This window comes from Pseudonocardia sp. ZF1, from assembly GCF_056835605.1.
The window spans coordinates 2,299,492-2,316,133 of sequence record NZ_JAJNBY010000001.1 but is presented as its reverse complement, the minus strand read 5'-3'; the positions used below and the strand labels follow the sequence as shown (position 1 = coordinate 2,316,133).

Sequence of the window (16,642 nt, the reverse complement as noted above, 5' to 3'; positions counted from 1 at the left end):
CCGCGGCCACACCCCGGTACGGGCATGATCGGTGCTCGTGCGGCGGTGGAGTGTGCTCGGGGTCCTGCTGCTCGCCGTTCTGCTGCTCGCCGGGTGTGCGGTCGGGCCGTCGCAGCGGCCGCCGGTGGCGGTGCGGGGCGAACAGCTGCCCGCCGCGCCCCCGACGTCGGCCTCGGGCCCGCCCGCCGACCCGGACCTGCTGCCCGACTCCGACCCGGTCCGCACCACCGGGTTCACCGACTGCACCGCCGACACGGCCGCGGCGCTGACCACGGCGGGCACCCCGCTGCCCGCCGGGCGCGTGCTGTCCGTCGGCTGCGCCCGGCTGACCGTGCCCGCCGACCGGGACCGTCCCGAGCTGGGCCCGGCCCGGCTCGGCCTGACCCGGGTCACGACACCCGGCGCGGCGGACGGGCGCCCGGCGCTGGTCGTGCTGGGTGACACCGGCACCGACGGGTCCGCACGGGCGGCGGTGAGCCTCGCCGCCCGGCTCCCCGCCGCCGTCCTCGACCGCTACCAGGTGATCGGCGTGGACCGCCGCGGCACCGGGGAGGACCTGCTCGACTGCGCCCCGGTCGACGCCCGCGCCGCCCTGCTCGACGCCGGGCCGGACCGCCGCGACGAGGCCGCCATGACGACGCTGCTGGAGCGGGCCCGCGAGGTCGTGCAGGACTGCAACCTGCTGCTGTCGGGCACGGTGACCAGCTACCGCGCCGCGAGCGGTGCCGACGACCTGGAGTCGCTGCGGTCCGTGCTGGGCGCGGCCCGGCTGGACCTGCTCGCCGTCGGTGACGGTGCCGACGCGGCGGCCGCCTGGATCGGCGCCCACCCGGGCTCCGTCGGGCGGGTCGTGCTCGACGGCCCCGGTGACCCCACCCTCGACGAGCCGGCCCGGACCGAGACCACGACCGCGGCGGCGGAGAAGGCCTTCGACGCCTTCGCCGGGGCCTGCACCGCGTCGCCGACCTGCCCGCTGGGTCCCGACCCGCGCGGCTACCTCGACGAGCTCGTGTTCCGCCTGTCCCGCACCGCGCTGCCCGTCGGCGACGGCGACGCGGTCACCGCGGGCGCGACGCTGCGCGCGGTCCGGTCGGTCATGTCCCAGCCCGCCCGCTGGCCGGAGCTGCAGTCCGCGCTGGTCGCGGCCGGCGACGGCGACCCGGCGGGGCTGGTCCGCATCCTCGCCCCGCTCGGGGGTCCGCAGGGCCGTTTCGACGCCACCCTGGCCACCCGCTGCAACGACAGCCGGGTCCGGGTCACCCCGGGTGAGGCCGCGGACCTGGCCGGGCAGTGGGCGCAGCGCTTCCCGCTGTTCGGGGTCGCGGCGGCGCAGGAGCTCGTGGCCTGCGGGCCGTGGCCGTCAGGGGGGCCGGTCACCCCGGCGGCGCCGCGGGGCGCTCCCCCGCCCCCGGTCGTCGTGATCGGGACCGCGCAGGACCCGCGGTCGCCGCAGAGCGGCGCCGAGCGGACCGCCCAGCAGCTCGTGACGGGGCGGCTCGTGCGCTGGCAGGGCAGCGGGACCGGGGCCTACCCGCGCACCCCGTGCGTCACCGACGTCGTCGACCGGGCGCTGCTGACCGGCCGGGCGCCCTCCCAGCCCGTGGTCTGCCCGCCGTAACCGCGTGCTCCGGGCGGCTCACCCTGGGTAGGTCCGGACCATGGTCGGGATGCGACGAAACCGGCACAGAAGGTCACGATTGCGTATCCGCCGTTTTCCGGAGCGGTTGCGAGAACAGCGTTGCCGCCCATCCTCACCTGCGACAACGAGCGTACGAAACGTTTCCGGAATGGCAACGGCATCGTCGCGGAACGGTCCCGTCGGCTGACCGGGGCCCCGTTCGGCGGCTAGGCTCCGTCCGGCGAGCGGGAGACCGCAGGTCGTTCCCACCGCACCGGTGGGCGTACGCGAACTCCCGGTCACGTCGTTCGGGTGGGTGTAACGCCGAACGGACCCGACGACGAGTGGTGCGGAAGGACCGTGCTCCTGCCCCGAGCGGCGGGCACGGACCCCGGGCGGAAGGAGCACGGTGGATTTCTTCACCTATGTCGGCACCCAGCTGAACCAGTTGGTGTTCTACGGCCAGCAGCATTTCCTGCTGGTCGCGATCTCGGTCGGAATCGCGGTCGTGATCTCGTTGGTGGCGGGCACCCTGCTGCACACCAATCGGCTGACTCCCGACTCGTGGAGCCGGCCGGTCCGGGCGGGCTCCCGTGAGGCGTTGCTGATCGTGTTCTCCGCGGCGCTGACGATCCCGTCGCTGGCGCTGTTCGGTCTGCTGCAGCCGATCCTGGGGCTCGGCATCACGCCGTCGCTGACGGCGCTGACGATCTACGCGATCTACCCGGTGCTGCGTAACGTCGTGGCCGGGCTCTCCTCGGTGGACGACGCCGTCCTCGAGTCCGCCCGCGGGATGGGGATGGGCTCGGTCCGGCGGATGTTCACCATCCAGCTGCCGCTGGCCTGGCCGGTGATCCTCTCCGGCATCCGGGTCGCCGTACTGATCATCATCGGTATCGCGGTCGTCGCCGGCGCCATCAACGGCCCGGGCTTCGGCTCCTCGCTCTTCCTCGGCCTGCAACGGCTGGGATCGGTCAACTCGTTCAACCAGGTTCTGGCGGCCACGCTCGGCTGCCTCGTCGTGGCTGCGGTCTACGAGGTCGTCTTCTGGATCGTCCAGCGTTTCACCACCCCGAGGGGGATCCGTGTCTGATTCCGGCAAGCCGATGATCGCCCTCGAAGGCATCAGCAAGACCTATCCGAAGTCCACCACCCCGGCCGTGCAGGAGCTCGACCTGCACGTACCCGAGGGCACCATCTCGATGTTCATCGGGCCGTCCGGCTGCGGCAAGACGACCACGCTGAAGATGATGAACCGGCTCATCGAGCCCAGCACCGGCCGCATCCTGCTCGACGGCGACGACGTCACCGACGTCAACGCCGACGAGCTGCGCCGCCGCATCGGCTACGTCATCCAGCAGGTCGGCCTGTTCCCGCACTTCACGATCGGCGACAACATCGCCGTCGTCCCGCGGATCCTCGGCTGGGACCGCAACCGGATCACCGCCCGGGTCGACGAGCTGCTCCACCTGGTCGGGCTCGAACCGAAGATGTACCGCGACCGCTACCCCCGCCAGCTCTCCGGCGGCCAGCAGCAGCGCGTCGGCGTCGCCCGCGGGCTCGCCGCGGACCCGTCGGTGATGCTGATGGACGAGCCGTTCGGCGCGATCGACCCGATCACCCGCGAGCGCATCCAGGACGAGTTCCTCGAGCTGCAGCAGCAGATCGCCAAGACCATCTGCTTCGTCACCCACGACCTCACCGAGGCGGTCAAGCTCGGCGACCGGATCGCGGTGTTCGGGCCCGGCGGCACGCTGCAGCAGTACGACACGCCCGACATGATCCTGACCCACCCGGCCAACGACTTCGTCGCCGAGTTCGTCGGCGCCGGCGCCGCGGTCCGACGGCTGTCGCTGCTGGAGCTGTCCCGCCTGGAGCTGCAGTCGGTCGACCTCGACGGGACCGCCGCCCGCAACGGCTCCCCCACCTACGAGGCCGATGCCGAGGGCCGCCCGGTGCGCTGGGCGTACCTGCCGGGCACCGCCGACCTGCCGAAGCTGGTGACGGTCCCGCGCACCGGCACCGTCTACGACGCCGTCGACGTCATGCTCGACTCCCAGACCGAGCTGGTCGGTGTGGTCGACGAGCAGCAGAAGCTGCAGGGCGCACTCTGGTGGCGCGACCTGGTCGAGGGCCTCAAGACCAAGGCCGGTTCGTGAGCGCCCCCGCCGCCGAGGAGACCGGCGCGGCCGCGCCGTCCGGGTCGCCCTCGGCCGAGCCGGTCGTCCGCAGGACGCGGCGGCTGGACCGGTCGCTCATCGTCAACCCGCTCATCGCCGTCGCCGGCGTGGTGCTGGTGCTGATCTACGCCGCGTCCCGGGGGCTCGACGACGTCGAGGCCTCGGTCATCAACGCGTCCTCGCTCGGGCAGCGGCTCGGCGAGCACCTGATCCTGACCGGGCTGTCCACCCTCGTCGTGATCATCGTGGCGATCCCGGCCGGCATCGCGATCAGCCGTCCGTCCGCGCATCGTATCCAGCGTCCGATCCTGGCGTTCACCGGGTTCATGCAGGCGCTGCCCGCGTTCGGTGTGATCGTGCTGCTCGCGTTCTCCCCGCTCGGTCTCGGCCTGCCGACGGCCGTCGTCGCGCTCGCGCTGGCCGCGCTGCTGCCGGTGCTCACCAACACCGTCGTCGGTCTCCAGCAGGTCGACAAAGCGCTGATCGAGGCCGCCCGCGGCATCGGGATGTCGGCGCGGCAGACGCTGCTGCGCGTCGAGCTGCCGCTGGCGACGCCGGTCATGGTCGCCGGTGTCCGCGTCGCGCTCGTGCTGAACGTCGGCACCGCGGCCCTGGCCACCTACGTCGGCGCCGGCGGTCTCGGCGAGCCGATCAAGGGGATGCTCGAGCTCGGCCGCCCCACCGGAACCCTCGTCGCGGCGACCATCGTCGCCGCGCTGGCCCTGATCGTGGACTGGCTCGCCGGTCTCGCCGAGTACGCCGTCCGCCGCAACGCCGGCTGACGCGGGCCCCCGCTCGCCCCCGAATCCCCGCAGTACCGCATTCCCTGGAGGACACGTGAAGTTCGGACGATCCCGGCGTCTCGCCCTGACGGCGATGGCCGCCGCGGCGGCGCTCGCCCTGGCGGGCTGTGGCGGCCTGAGCGGCAGCGGCCCCTCGGCCTCCGGCGGCTCCCTGGCCCAGGCCGGCGACCTGAGCGGACAGAACTACGTCGTCGGCGGCAAGAACTTCGACGAGCAGCTGGTGCTCTGCCAGATCACCGTCGCCGCCCTCGAGTCGGCGGGCGGCAACGTCACCGACCGCTGCAACACCGGTGGCACCGACGTCACCCGCCAGGCACTGCTGGCCGGGGACATCAACATCTACTGGGAGTACACCGGTACCGCCTGGGCGTCCTTCTTCAAGGAGACCCGCCGGATCACCGACGACAACGAGCTCTACAACCTCGTCGCCCAGCGCGACCTGGAGCAGAACAAGATCCAGTGGCTGGACAAGGCCAACTTCAACAACACCTACGCCTTCGCCATGACCGAGGCGAAGTCGCAGGAGCTCGGCATCACGACGCTGTCGCAGATGGCGGACTACATCAAGGCGGGCAAGGCGCCGGCCGGCTCGGTGTGCGTGGAGACCGAGTACAACTCGCGTGACGACGGCCTGCGCGGCCTGGAGAAGACCTACGGCTTCACCGCCCAGAACCCGCAGGTGCTCGCCACCGGCGTGATCTACCAGGCGACCGCCGACAACAAGTGCCTGTTCGGCGAGGTCTTCACCACCGACGGCCGCATCCCCGGCCTGAAGCTCAAGGTCCTCGACGACGACAAGAAGTACCACGTCACCTACAACGCGGCGCCGACCATCCGGGCCGACGTCTACGACGCCAACCCCGCCGTCCGGCAGGTGCTGGCGCCGATCGCCCAGGCCCTGGACTACAACACCATCCTCGACCTGAACGGCAAGGTGTCCTCCTTCGGCCAGAACGAGCGCGACGTCGCCCGTGAGTGGCTGACCCAGAAGGGCTTCATCGGCTGAGGTGTCCCGGTACGCCCACCGCGTCCCCGCCCCGGCTCCATCGGGTGCGGGGACGCGGTGTGTTCCGGGTCGATCACCGTGTGTGCGTGGGCGTTGCGCCGACGGACGGATCGTGGTCGGCTGGCCGGACCACCCATCCCCGCGAACCAGGACGATCCCGTGAGCCCCTTCCCCGGCCGCAGGCTGCGGACGCTGGTCCCGGCCCTGCTCGCCGTCGCGCTGCTGGCGGGCGGCTGCACCGGGCTCGCCGGAGGCGGGCCGCGGGCCTCCGCCGGGTCGCTCGCCCCACGCGTCGACCTGTCCGGCCGGACCTACGTCGTCGGATCGAAGAACTTCGACGAGCAGCAGATCCTCTGCCAGATCTCGATCGCGGCGCTGGAGTCCGCCGGGGCGTCGGTGACCGACCGGTGCAACGTCGGGGGCTCCGACGTGACCCGGCAGGCGCTGCTGTCCGGGGACATCTCGACCTACTGGGAGTACACCGGCACGGCGTGGGCGTCGTACCTGCGCGAGACCCGCACCCTCCCCGACGACCAGGTCCTCGCCGAGCTGCGCACCCGCGACCGCGCGCAGAACGGCGTGGTGTGGCTGGACCGCGCCGGGTTCGACAACACGTACTCCTTCGTCGTCGACGGGGCGACCGCGGCGCGGCTGAACCTGAACACGATCGGCGACATGGCCGCCTACGTCCGCTCCGGTCAGCCCGGCGACGTCTGCGTCGAGACCGAGTACGCCTCCCGCGCCGACGGCCTCGCCGGGCTCCAGCGCGCCTACGGCTTCGAGCTCCCCCGCGACCGCCGCGAGACCCTCGAACAGGGTCTGATCTTCCAGTCCACCGCCGACGGCGTCTGCCTGTTCGGCGAGGTCGCCGCCACCGACGGCCGCATCCCGGCGCTGGGCCTGAAGGTCCTCACCGACGACCGCGGCTACCACATCACCTACAGCGCGGTCCCGGTCTTCCGGGCCGACGTGTTCGACCGGGCCCCGCAGGTCGCCGACCTGTTCGCCCCGATCACGGCGGCCCTGGACCAGCAGACCATGCAGCAGCTCAACGGCCGGGTCTCCGCAGGCGGGCAGAGCCCCCGTGACGTCGCGCGGGCCTGGCTGGCCGAGCGCGGGTTCATCGGGAGCTGAGCCGTGGCGCGCCGGCAGGTCGACGAGGTCCGCGACGGCGTGGAGCTGACCAGTCTCGACGCCGAGGCCTTCGACGGCGCCGGCGTCACCAAACGGGCCCTGCTCGACCACCTCGACGCCGTCGCCGCACTGCTGCTGCCCGCGCTGGCCGACCGGCCCCTGTCGGTGGTGCGGGCCCGCCCCGGCCAGGCGCCGTTCATGCAGAAGAACCTCCCGCGCGGGGCGCCCGACTGGATCCCGACCGTGGACGTGTGGGCGGACTCGTCGCAGCGCACCGTGCACTACCCGCTCTGCCACGACCGCCGCACGCTGCTGTGGTTCGGCAACCAGCGCGCCGTCGAGTTCCACCCGACCCTCGTGGCGCACGGTGCGACGACCACCGGCGAGCTCGTCGTCGACCTCGACCCGCCCGACGGCGCCGGCTTCGACCGGGTCGTCGCCGCCGCGCACCCGGTCCGGGCGGCGCTGGCCGAGCTGGGCCTCGCCGCCGCGGTGAAGACCAGCGGCGCGACCGGCCTGCACCTGGTGGTCCCGCTGTCGGAACCGCTCCCGGTCGACGACGCGTTCGCCGCGACCCGCGCGGTGTGCGCCCGTGCCGCGGCACTGGCCCCCGACGTCGCGACGACCGCGTTCATCCGGGACGACCGCGGCGGCCGGGTCTTCCTCGACCCGACGCGCGTGGGCGGGGCCACCCTCGCCGCGCCCTACAGCCCGCGGGCCCGCCCCGGCCTGCCGGTGTCGTTCCCCCTCACCTGGGACGAGCTGGACCGGGTCACGCCCGCCGACTTCACGGTGGGCACGGTGGCCGGGCTGCTCGCGGGCCGTCCGACCTGGGCGGAGCTGCGGCCCGGGCCGGCCCCGCTGCCGGAGGTCCTGCTCACCGAGGGCCGGGCGATCCCGGTGCCGCGGGTCGCGGCCATGCACGAGGGGAAGCGCCGCAAGCGCGCCCGCGAACGCGGTGAGTGATCACTCGTCGATGTCACCGCGGGCGCGCCGGTAGATCCACCGGTCGGCGTCGGCGTGCGGGCCGATCAGGACGTAGCCCCGCGGGTCCCCGCCGGGGTCGGACAGCTCGATCGTCCGCGGCGGACGGCCCGTGGCGTCGGGGTCGATGCGCACCTGCTCGCCGGCGTAGGGGCCGTCGTCGATGACCGCGTACATGGCAGACGATTGTGCCACCCCGGGCGCCCTGCCCGGCCCCGTCGGGCGACGGGCCGGCCAGGGCCGCCGGTCAGCAGTTGCCGTAGGAGTTGGTGGTACCCGCGCGCGTCACCACCCCGGTGGCGGTGTCGGCGACGACGACCGGGATCCCCAGTGGACCGTTGCCGTTGCGGTACACGTCGCGGAGCTTCGTCCACGGGACGACCCCGGTGCCGTCGGCCCGCGCGACCCCGGCCCGGATCGTGCCGTACCCGGGGACCCCGACGCTCCAGAACCACTGCTCGGCGCCGGGGGTGGCCCGCCCGCTGCCGTGCATGTAGCAGGACAGCTGGTCACGGCTGTTGGTGATCGACACCCGCCCGGCCGGGACGCCGGCCGGGTCGGCGAGGTTGAGCACGCCGTTGCCGTTCTCCCTCCGCACCCGGTCACGGGCCGCGCCGGAGAACGACACGCACACGTGGTCGGACGGCTGGGCCTCCCGCCACACGAAGCCCGGCTTGCAGGTGTCCGGGCCGTACGGTCCGGACCCGGCACGGTTCGCGGGGCCCGCCGCGGTCTCGGCGCGGGCGGTGGTGCGCGAGGCGACGCTCACGCAGACCGGGTCGCTCGGCCCGATCTCCCGCCACACGAAGCCGCTCTTGCAGGTGTAGGGGCCGTAGGGCAGCGCGGCGGGAACCGGACCCGCCGGGGCGGGCGCCGTCGGCGGGGCGGCGAGCGCGGTGCCGGCGCTGCCGGCGAGCAGCGCGGCACCGAGCGCCGCGGCCACGCCGAGGCGACGGACGGCACCGAGTGCCGCCCGGGGCCGTCGGGTCCCGGCCGGCCGGGCGGTGGTCGTCGTCGTGGGTGTCGTCATCGTGGGTGTCCCCTCACCCCGGGCGCTCCGCCGGCGGTGTCGCCGTGTCCCGGTGCCGTCCGATCCTGGGCACCGGCGGCGTCCGTGGAATCGGTGCGGCGCCGTATCCCGTCGCTGCCGCAGCGGTCCGACCGCACGTACCGCAGAGAGTTGATGACACCGGTCGGTGGGACCGCGAGGCTGATCGACATGACCGACTCACTCGTGGCGATCCTCCTGCCGGACGCCGACGGCCGCCCGGCGCTGGGCGGGACCGGGACGCTGGTGACCCCCACCGCCGTCCTCGTCCACCCACCGCTGTCCCGACGGCTGCGGGCCGGCGAGGGCCCCGCGCCCGTCCGGGTCGCGGTGTGCGGCTGGGACCCGGCCGGGACCGAGGTGATCGACGTCGCCGGGGTGCAGGTCAGCCGCCGGTCCCCGGCCGGGGCCGACGAGCCGGTCGTCGGGCTGTTGCTGGCGACGCCGTCGTCGCGGGCCGGGACGGACGGCTTCGGCAGCGAGGAGGCGGTCGCGGCCCACCTGCTCGACCCGTACGACGCGGTGTCCCGCCCGGCCGCCGTCGATCCGGGCCCCGGCGACCGGTCCGCCGGGGCCGGTGACCCGTCCCCCGGTCGCGGTGCCCCGGGAGAGCAGCCCCCCGAGTCCGGCGACGCGGAGGAGGACGGCACGGGCGAGGGCCCCGGGCGACCGGTCGAACCGGGACACGGCGAGGGCGGGCGGCGGCCGCCGCCCGCGGAGTCCCCGTCGATCCTGTGCAGCTTCCTCGGGATCTTCTGCCGGTAGGGACGTGATGACCACCCGGCGCCGCTCGGTCGGCGAGATCCTGGTCGTCGGGCTGGCGGTCGGGGCCGACCTCTACGTGCACGGCGGCGACAGCAGGCTGCGCGGCGGCGGGGAGCTCCCGGCGTGGGTGGTGCCGGTCGTCGAGGTGGTCGTGCTGGCGACGCTGCTGCTCCGGTGGCGGTTCCCGTACCGGGTGTTCGCCCTCCAGTGGTGCTGGGCGCTGGCCGGGCTGGTCCTGCCCGGGTTCGCCCCGTTCGCGGGGCTGCTCGTGGCGCTGCACGCCGTGGCCTGCCGGGCCCCGGCCCGGTACTCGCTCGCGGTGCTCGCGGCGAGCCTGGTCCCGCTCGCGGTGAGCAACGCCAACGCCGCCGGCGGGGTGGGGACGCGCTTCTTCGCCGCGCTCTGCCTGGCCTGGGCCGTCGTCCTCGCCGCGGTCTGGGCGGTCGGGCGGCTCACCCACCTCGCCGAGCGGCGGACGCAGCTGCTGGAGGAGCTGCGCGAGCGCGACGCCGCCGACGCCGTCCGGGCGGAACGGCTGCGTCTGGCCCGGGAGCTGCACGACATCGTGGCGCACACGGTCAGCGCGATGGCCCTGCAGACCGCGGGGGCCCGGGCCCGGCTGACCGCGGGCCCCGACGACGACCCGACCCGGGCCGAGGTGGTCGACGCGCTGGCGGCGGTGGAGGCGAGCGGGGTGACGGCGATGACCGAGATGCACCGGATGCTGGGGCTGCTGCGCGCGGACTCCCCCGGCCCGGACCCGGCCGGGGACGGCGTCGTCGCACCGCGGCTGGCCGACGTGCCGCACCTGCTGGAGGCCTCCCGGGCGTCCGGGCTCGACGTCGAGCACGTCGTCGACGGCGCTCCGGGCCGGGCCGACCCGAGCGTGGAGCTGACCGCCTTCCGGGTCGTGCAGGAGGGGCTCGCCAACGCGATCAAGCACGGTGGCGCCGGGGCGCTGGTCCGGGTGCACGAGCTGTGGGAGCCCGGACGGCTGCGGATCACCGTACGCAGCACACCGGGGATCGGCGGCCCGGACCACGGGCTGCCGGCCGGCGGGCACGGGCTGCGCGGGCTCGCCGAGCGTGCCGCGCTGGTCGGCGGGCGCATCGAGTCCGGGCCGGGCGGCGACGGTTTCGTGCTGCGTGCCGAGCTGCCGCTCGACGGCTCCGGGGCGGGGGCGCGGTGACCGTCACCGTGGTGGTCGCCGACGACGACCCCCTCGTCCGCACCGGTGTGGGCATGCTCCTGCGCAGTGCCCCGGACCTGGCCGTGGTCGGTGAGGCCGCCGACGGCGCCGCCGCAGTCGAGCTGGTGCGGCGCGACCGCCCGGACGTCGTCGTGATGGACCTGCGGATGCCGGGGACCGACGGGACCGCCGCGACGCGGGCGATCACCGCGGACCGGGCCGACGATCCGGACCTGCTGACCCGCGTACTGGTGCTGACCACCTTCCACGACGACGACGCCGTGTACGGCGCCCTGCGCGCGGGTGCCAGCGGCTACCTGCTCAAGCACGCGGCCCCGGCCGACCTGGTCCCGGCGGTGCGCCGGGTCGCGGCGGGCGACGCGTGGCTGGACCCGGCGGTCGCGAGCCGGGTGATCGCCGCGCTGGTGGACACCGATACCGACCGCGACGACCCGCCCCAGCTCCTGGCCCGGCTCACCGCGCGCGAGCGCGAGGTGCTGACCCTCATGGCGCACGGACGGTCCAACGACGAGATCGCCGCCGGGCTCGTGCTGTCCGGCGCGACCGTCCGCACCCACGTCAACCGGATCCTCATGAAGACCGGGACGGGGAACCGGACGAACGCGGTGATCCTCGCCTTCCGCAGCGGGCTGGTGGACCCGCGGCGGTGACGACGCTCAGTCCTGCTTCCGCGCCCGGCTGGGCTGCACCCGCAGCGGCTCGCCGGGCATCTTGGGGTACTCCGGCGGGTAGGGCAGGTCCCCCAGCCCCCGTTCGGCCTCGTCCTCGGCGTACCACTCCAGCGCGGTCGCGCAGCTCCCGCGGTCCTCGTGGGCGCGGGCGTGCGGGTCCCCGTGCCGTTCCAGCAGGCCGGGGACTGTGCGCAGGGTGAACGCCGCCGGGTCGACCTCGGGCAGGTCGTCCCACGTGACCGGCATGGACACGGTCGCGGCGGGCAGCCCGCGCACCGACCAGGCCGAGGCGATCGTGCGGTCGCGGGCGGCCTGGTTGTAGTCGAGGAACACCCGCTCCCCGCGCTCCTCCTTCCACCAGTCCACGGTGGCCAGCTCCGGCACGCGCCGGCACACGCGGCGGGCGATCGCGATGACGGCGTGCCGGACCTGCACGAAGTCCCACTCGGGCCGGATCGGGCAGGCGACGTGCACGCCCCGCCCGCCGGAGGTCTTGGCCCATCCGGTCAGCCCGGCCTCGGCGAGGACCTCGCGCAGCGTCGCCGCGACGACGACGGCGTCGCCGAACCCGGTGCCCGGCTGCGGGTCGAGGTCGATGCGCAGCTCGTCGGGGTGGTCGGTGTCGGCGCAGCGGACCGGCCACGGGTGGAAGTCGAGGGTGTTGAGGTTGGCCGCCCAGGCGATCGTCGCGGGCTCGGTGATCGACACGGACTCGGCGGTGCGGCCGCTGGGGAAGGTCACCGTGCAGGTCGCCACCCAGTCCGGTGCGCCCTTCGGGACCCGTTTGACGAAGAACGGTTCGCCGTCCACCCCGGAGTTGAACCGCTTCAGGTTGGTGGGGCGGTCGCACAGCGCCGAGGCCATCGGCTCCCCCACCGCGACGTAGTACTCGACCACCTCGCGCTTGGTGATGCCGAGCTCGCCGAACACGACCTTGTCCGGGCTGGTCAGGCGGACCTCACGCGGGCCGTTCGGCCCGTCCACCTGCAGCATCACGACCTCACGGCTCGCCACCCGGCGAACCTACCCCCGGCGTCTATCGTGTGCCCATGAGTTCCGACCGGTCCCCCCGGTTCGACGACGACCTGCTGGGCCTCGACCCCGACGACCCGGAGGCGCGGGCGTTCGCCGCGCACCTGGACCGCATGCAGCGGGTGCCGTCGTGCTCGGTGGAGGGCTACATCCGCGGCGTCGGGGACTTCGCGGAGTCGGCGAACCGGCTCCGGGGGCCGCAGCGCGCCGCCGCCGTCGGGGTGACGGTGCTGCTGCTGCTCGTCGCGGCCTGGGTCATCGCGAACGCGGCCGGGTTCGTCGTCGCCACCTGGGTCTGACGACCGGCGGCGCACGACCGATCAACGGGTTACCGTGGATGCATGGGTCTGTTCAGCCGCAACACCACCACCTCCGACGCCGAGCTCCCGGCGGCGCCGGTGCAGAAGACCGACGACGAGTGGCGGGCCCAGCTCAGCCCGGAGGAGTACCAGGTGCTCCGCAAGGCCGGGACCGAGCGCCCGTTCACCGGTGAGTACACCGACACGACGACCACCGGCGTCTACCGCTGCCGGGCCTGCGGGGCGGAGCTGTTCCGCAGCGACTCCAAGTTCGAGTCGCACTGCGGGTGGCCGTCGTTCTTCACCCCGCTCGCGGGTGAGGCCGTCATCGAGCGCACCGACTCCAGCCTCGGCATGACGCGCACCGAGGTGCTGTGCGCCACCTGCCACGGCCACCTGGGCCACGTGTTCGCCGGGGAGGGCTACGGCACCCCCACCGACCTGCGCTACTGCATCAACTCGGTGTCGCTGACCCTCGAGCCCGCCGCGGAGTAGGGGCCGCCGGGCGGCGGTCCCCACCCTCCGCTCAGGGCAGGGACGCGACGAGGTCGCCGACCTCGACCCGCGGGCCGGTGTAGAACGGGATCTCCTCGCGCACGTGTCGGCGCGCCTCGGTGCCGCGCAGGTGCCGCATGAGGTCGACGATGCGGTACAGCTCGTCGGCCTCGAAGGCGAGGATCCACTCGTAGTCGCCGAGGGCGAAGGCCGGGACGGTGTTGGCGCGCACGTCGGCGTAGTCCCGGGCCTCCTTGCCGTGGTCGGCGAGCATCGTGCGCCGCTCGGCGTCGGGCAGCAGGTACCACTCGTAGGACCGGACGAACGGGTAGACGCAGACGTAGCGCTTCGGGTCCTCACCGGCCATGAACGCCGGGACGTGGCTCTTGTTGAACTCCGCCGGGCGGTGCAGCGCGGTCTGGCTCCAGACCGGCACGCTCGCCCGGCCGAGCGCGGTGGTGCGGCGCAGGTCGGAGTAGGCGGCCTGCAGCGACTCGATCTCGGAGGCGTGCCACCAGATCATGTAGTCGGCGTCGTGCCGCACACCGGCGAGGTCGTAGACGCCGCGGACGGTGACGTCCTTGTTGGCGAGCGAGTCGAGGTACTCGGTCGCCTCGCGGGCGGCGGCCGAGCGGTCGTCGCCGAGGCGGCCGGGCTCGACCCGGAAGACCGACCACATGGTGTAGCGGATGGTGTCGTTGATCGCTTTGACGTCCACGCGGGCCATGTCGGGCATGGTACGCGGCCGGTGAGGGTGCCCTCAGCGACCGGTCCGTGCGGCGGGCAGGGCCGGGGCGAGCCGCTCGGCGGCGGCCCGGGCGGTCGCGACACAGGCGGGGACGCCGACCCCGTGCAGCATCGACCCGGCGACCTCCAGACCCCCGACGGCGGCGACGGCGGACTCCAACGCGTCGACGACCGCGCCGTGCCCCACGCCGTACTGCGGCAGACCGCCGCCCCAGCGCTGCACGAACGACGCGACCGGGACGGCGTCGACGCCGTCGAGCACGGCCAGGTCGGCGCGGACACGGGCGACGAGCTCGGCGTCGTCGACCTGCAGACCCGCCTCCTCGCCGAAACGGCCGATCGAGGCCCGGAGCCGGACCAGGCCGTCCTCGCCGAGGTGGGCCCACTTCGTCGACGCGTGGGTGACGCCCTTGACCGACAGGGGCTCGTCCGCGGCGACCAGACAGCCGGAGGTGCCGGGCATGCCGGCGACGTCGGCGGGCCGGAAGGCGAGCGCGACGACCGCGGAGGAGGCGAGCTCGATCCGCCCGGCCGCGGCGGCCGCGGCCGGGGCGACCGGCTCCAGCAGCCGGCGGGCGGCGGGTGCGGGGACGGCGAGGACGACGGCGTCGACGTCGAGCGCCTCCGGCTGCGGCACCGGTCCGAGGACGAGCCGCCAGCCGTCGGGGCGGCGGTGCAGCTCCCGCACGGTGACGCCGGTGCGCACCCGGGACCCGGACGCGGCGACGAGTGCGGCGATCATCTCGCGGTAGCCGCCGCGCACGGCACCGAAGACCGGTCCCGCGGCCACCGGCTGTGGCACCGCGGAGGGTTCGGCCCCGGTGTCGCCGGCGGCCCCGTTCCCGTCGGGCGGCGGAGCAGGGCGGCCGGTCCCCGCGGCGGACGTCCCGGCGTGGAGGGTCCCGCCGCGCTGGCCGGACGCGGCCATCCCGGCACTGGCGGCCTCGGTGAGCGACCCGGCCCCGGCGTCGAGCGCGGCGGCCAGCGCCGGGACGGTGGCACGCAGGCCGAGCCGGTCGACCCGCCCGGCGTAGACACCGCCCAGGAGCGGGTCGGCGATCCGGTCGACCACCTCGGGGCCGAACCGGCGGCGCAGCAGCGCCCCGAGCGCGACATCGGTGCCCGGGTCCCAGTCCAGCGGCGTGGTCGGCTCGGCGGCGACCGCGGCCCGTCCGGCGTCGGACAGCACTCCCCCGAGGTCGGCGTCACGACCGGGCACGCCCATCAGCGTGCCGCGGGGCAGGCCGACGGTCCGCCCGCCGGCGCGGATCGTCGCCGTCGCCGCGGTGGGGTGGGTGAGCGCGTCGGCCAGCCCGATCTCGGTGAGCAACGCGGGGACCTCGGGGCGGCGGACGAGGAAGGCCTCGGCGCCGACGTCGAAGGGCGCCCCCGCGAGGTCGACCGTGCGCAGCACACCGCCGAGCCGGTCACGCTGCTCGAGCACGACGATCTCGGCGGCCGGGCCGAGCAGCGTGCGCAGCCGGTGCGCGCAGGCCAGACCGGAGACACCGCCGCCGACGACGGCGACGCGGGTCATCGCGACGGACGGTCGCCCGTCGGCCCGGCCACGGGCTGGGCGTGCACCGTCTCGACGGTCCGGGTGATCGCGTCCGGGTCGGTGGGGGGCAGGACACCGTGGCCGAGGTTGAACACGTGCCCGCGGGTGCGGGCCCCCTCGGCGGCGATCCGCACGACCTCGGCGTCGACGGCCTCCTGACCGGCGAACAGCACCGCCGGGTCCAGGTTGCCCTGCACGGGCACCGCGCCGCCGGCCCGGCGGGCCGCGACGTCGAGCGGGGTCCGCCAGTCGACGCCGATCACGTCGGCGCCCGCGTCGGTCATCGCACCCAGGAGCTCGGCCGTGCCGACCCCGAAGTGGATCCGCGGCACGCCGGCCCCGGCGAGCGCGCCGAGCACGGCGGCGGAGTGCGGCAGCACGAACTCGCGGTAGTCGCGCTCGGACAGCGCGCCCGCCCAGGAGTCGAACAGCTGGACCGCGTCCACCCCGGCGGCGACCTGCTGCTGCAGGAACGTGCCGGTGAGCACGGCGAGCTTGCCGAGCAGGGCGTGCCACACGTCGGGGGCCGAGCGCATGAGGGACTTGGTCCGCTCGTGGTTGCGGCTCGGGCCGCCCTCGATGAGGTAGGAGGCGAGGGTGAACGGGGCGCCCGCGAACCCGATCAGCGGGACGCGGCCCAGCTCGGGCAGCAGCAGGCCGATCGCCTCGGTGACGCGCGCCACCTGCTCGGGCGCCAGCTCGGGCAGCGCCGCGACGTCGGCGGCGGTGCGGACCGGCGAGTCCACGACGGGTCCGGTGCCCGGCACGATGTCCACCCCGATGCCAGCCAGGTACAGCGGCACCACGATGTCGGAGAACAGGATGGCCGCGTCCATGTCGTGGCGGCGGACCGGCTGCAGGGTGATCTCGCAGGTCAGGTCCGGGGTGAGACACGCCTCGAGCATCGCGTTGTCCCGGCGCAGGGCCCGGTACTCCGGCAACGAGCGACCCGCCTGGCGCATGAACCAGACCGGCAGCCGCGACGGCGTCGCACCGCGCGCTGCGTCGAGGAACGGTGCTCCCGCGAGGTCGCGGCGGGCGGGGGGCGCGGAGACGATGCCTGCAGTCATGACCTCCTGATGATCCCACGCG

18 protein-coding genes are annotated in these 16,642 nt (G+C 74.7%); 12 read left to right on the top strand and 6 right to left on the bottom strand.

What is annotated here, in order from left to right; all coding sequences use genetic code 11:
• Window positions 1-37 precede the first annotated feature (37 nt).
• From ZF1_RS11385 to ligD (ZF1_RS11355), 7 genes are all read left to right on the top strand, one after another.
• Entirely contained in the window at window positions 38-1,618 is a 1,581-nt protein-coding gene (locus tag ZF1_RS11385; RefSeq protein ID WP_482637224.1) for an alpha/beta hydrolase, read from the top strand.
• Window positions 1,619-2,027: 409 nt separating this feature from the next.
• The gene (locus ZF1_RS11380) at window positions 2,028-2,711 is read left to right on the top strand and encodes an ABC transporter permease (protein ID WP_062402406.1); all 684 of its coding nucleotides are present in this window, start codon (window positions 2,028-2,030) and stop codon (window positions 2,709-2,711) included.
• Window positions 2,704-3,777, top strand: a complete 1,074-nt coding sequence (locus ZF1_RS11375; protein ID WP_373324234.1) for an ABC transporter ATP-binding protein — start codon at window positions 2,704-2,706, stop codon at window positions 3,775-3,777. The genes ZF1_RS11380 and ZF1_RS11375 overlap by 8 nt, the downstream gene beginning before the upstream one ends.
• Window positions 3,774-4,580 (top strand): ABC transporter permease, encoded by an 807-nt coding sequence (locus tag ZF1_RS11370; RefSeq protein ID WP_482637223.1) that lies wholly within the window; start codon window positions 3,774-3,776, stop codon window positions 4,578-4,580. The genes ZF1_RS11375 and ZF1_RS11370 overlap by 4 nt, the downstream gene beginning before the upstream one ends.
• A gap of 55 nt (window positions 4,581-4,635) precedes the next feature.
• Window positions 4,636-5,607: a glycine betaine ABC transporter substrate-binding protein gene (locus tag ZF1_RS11365; protein ID WP_308819872.1), complete on the top strand. Its 972-nt coding sequence runs from the start codon at window positions 4,636-4,638 to the stop codon at window positions 5,605-5,607.
• A 159-nt stretch (window positions 5,608-5,766) separates the two neighbouring features.
• Entirely contained in the window at window positions 5,767-6,741 is a 975-nt protein-coding gene (locus tag ZF1_RS11360) for a glycine betaine ABC transporter substrate-binding protein (protein ID WP_226369518.1), read from the top strand.
• A 3-nt stretch (window positions 6,742-6,744) separates the two neighbouring features.
• Window positions 6,745-7,707 (top strand): non-homologous end-joining DNA ligase LigD, encoded by a 963-nt coding sequence (gene ligD / locus ZF1_RS11355; protein WP_482637222.1) that lies wholly within the window; start codon window positions 6,745-6,747, stop codon window positions 7,705-7,707.
• Here ligD (ZF1_RS11355) and ZF1_RS11350 read toward each other — a convergent pair whose 3' ends face one another.
• A complete protein-coding gene (locus ZF1_RS11350; RefSeq protein WP_062402385.1) occupies window positions 7,708-7,902 on the bottom strand; it encodes a hypothetical protein in 195 nt (64 codons plus the stop codon). It abuts the gene before it with no gap.
• 70 nt (window positions 7,903-7,972) lie between these two features.
• Window positions 7,973-8,755: a hypothetical protein gene (locus ZF1_RS11345; protein WP_482637221.1), complete on the bottom strand. Its 783-nt coding sequence runs from the start codon at window positions 8,753-8,755 to the stop codon at window positions 7,973-7,975.
• A gap of 189 nt (window positions 8,756-8,944) precedes the next feature.
• Between ZF1_RS11345 and ZF1_RS11340 the strand changes: the two genes are divergently transcribed.
• From ZF1_RS11340 to ZF1_RS11330, 3 genes are read left to right on the top strand one after another with little or no spacing between them, the layout of a single operon-like run.
• A complete protein-coding gene (locus ZF1_RS11340; protein ID WP_482637220.1) occupies window positions 8,945-9,538 on the top strand; it encodes a hypothetical protein in 594 nt (197 codons plus the stop codon).
• A 7-nt stretch (window positions 9,539-9,545) separates the two neighbouring features.
• Window positions 9,546-10,727 (top strand): sensor histidine kinase, encoded by a 1,182-nt coding sequence (locus ZF1_RS11335; RefSeq protein ID WP_482637219.1) that lies wholly within the window; start codon window positions 9,546-9,548, stop codon window positions 10,725-10,727.
• Window positions 10,724-11,398, top strand: a complete 675-nt coding sequence (locus ZF1_RS11330; RefSeq protein WP_482637218.1) for a response regulator — start codon at window positions 10,724-10,726, stop codon at window positions 11,396-11,398. The genes ZF1_RS11335 and ZF1_RS11330 overlap by 4 nt, the downstream gene beginning before the upstream one ends.
• A 6-nt stretch (window positions 11,399-11,404) precedes the next feature.
• Here the strand turns inward: ZF1_RS11330 and ligD (ZF1_RS11325) are convergent, their stop codons facing one another.
• Window positions 11,405-12,412: a non-homologous end-joining DNA ligase gene (gene ligD, locus ZF1_RS11325; protein WP_178375260.1), complete on the bottom strand. Its 1,008-nt coding sequence runs from the start codon at window positions 12,410-12,412 to the stop codon at window positions 11,405-11,407.
• A 56-nt stretch (window positions 12,413-12,468) separates the two neighbouring features.
• Between ligD (ZF1_RS11325) and ZF1_RS11320 the strand changes: the two genes are divergently transcribed.
• Together ZF1_RS11320 and msrB are read left to right on the top strand one after the other, a co-directional pair.
• Window positions 12,469-12,750 carry a hypothetical protein gene (locus ZF1_RS11320; protein WP_062402379.1) on the top strand — a complete coding sequence of 94 codons (282 nt, stop codon included), beginning with the start codon at window positions 12,469-12,471 and terminating at the stop codon, window positions 12,748-12,750.
• Between the two features lie 42 nt (window positions 12,751-12,792).
• Window positions 12,793-13,245: a peptide-methionine (R)-S-oxide reductase MsrB gene (msrB, locus tag ZF1_RS11315; RefSeq protein ID WP_083474690.1), complete on the top strand. Its 453-nt coding sequence runs from the start codon at window positions 12,793-12,795 to the stop codon at window positions 13,243-13,245.
• A 31-nt stretch (window positions 13,246-13,276) separates the two neighbouring features.
• Here msrB and hemQ read toward each other — a convergent pair whose 3' ends face one another.
• From hemQ to hemE, 3 genes are read right to left on the bottom strand one after another with little or no spacing between them, the layout of a single operon-like run.
• Complete coding sequence (gene hemQ, locus ZF1_RS11310; RefSeq protein ID WP_062404609.1) at window positions 13,277-13,972, bottom strand: hydrogen peroxide-dependent heme synthase; 696 nt, start codon at window positions 13,970-13,972, stop codon at window positions 13,277-13,279.
• 33 nt (window positions 13,973-14,005) lie between these two features.
• Window positions 14,006-15,529, bottom strand: coding sequence for a protoporphyrinogen oxidase (hemG, locus tag ZF1_RS11305; RefSeq protein WP_482637217.1), 1,524 nt, complete (start codon window positions 15,527-15,529; stop codon window positions 14,006-14,008).
• The gene (gene hemE / locus ZF1_RS11300) at window positions 15,526-16,620 is read right to left on the bottom strand and encodes a uroporphyrinogen decarboxylase (protein ID WP_251786105.1); all 1,095 of its coding nucleotides are present in this window, start codon (window positions 16,618-16,620) and stop codon (window positions 15,526-15,528) included. The genes hemG and hemE overlap by 4 nt, the downstream gene beginning before the upstream one ends.
• Window positions 16,621-16,642: the final 22 nt, after the last annotated feature.

What these genes read in the sequence shown, in the direction of transcription:
- ZF1_RS11350 (WP_062402385.1), bottom strand. Translation starts at nt 7,902, where the DNA reads ATGTACGCGGTCATCGACGACGGCCCCTACGCCGGCGAGCAGGTGCGC.
- ZF1_RS11345 (WP_482637221.1), bottom strand. Translation starts at nt 8,755, where the DNA reads ATGACGACACCCACGACGACGACCACCGCCCGGCCGGCCGGGACCCGA.
- ZF1_RS11340 (WP_482637220.1), top strand. Translation starts at nt 8,945, where the DNA reads ATGACCGACTCACTCGTGGCGATCCTCCTGCCGGACGCCGACGGCCGC.
- ZF1_RS11335 (WP_482637219.1), top strand. Translation starts at nt 9,546, where the DNA reads ATGACCACCCGGCGCCGCTCGGTCGGCGAGATCCTGGTCGTCGGGCTG.
- ligD (WP_178375260.1), bottom strand. Translation starts at nt 12,412, where the DNA reads ATGCTGCAGGTGGACGGGCCGAACGGCCCGCGTGAGGTCCGCCTGACC.
- ZF1_RS11320 (WP_062402379.1), top strand. Translation starts at nt 12,469, where the DNA reads ATGAGTTCCGACCGGTCCCCCCGGTTCGACGACGACCTGCTGGGCCTC.
- msrB (WP_083474690.1), top strand. Translation starts at nt 12,793, where the DNA reads ATGGGTCTGTTCAGCCGCAACACCACCACCTCCGACGCCGAGCTCCCG.
- hemQ (WP_062404609.1), bottom strand. Translation starts at nt 13,972, where the DNA reads ATGGCCCGCGTGGACGTCAAAGCGATCAACGACACCATCCGCTACACC.
- hemG (WP_482637217.1), bottom strand. Translation starts at nt 15,529, where the DNA reads ATGACCCGCGTCGCCGTCGTCGGCGGCGGTGTCTCCGGTCTGGCCTGC.
- hemE (WP_251786105.1), bottom strand. Translation starts at nt 16,620, where the DNA reads ATGACTGCAGGCATCGTCTCCGCGCCCCCCGCCCGCCGCGACCTCGCG.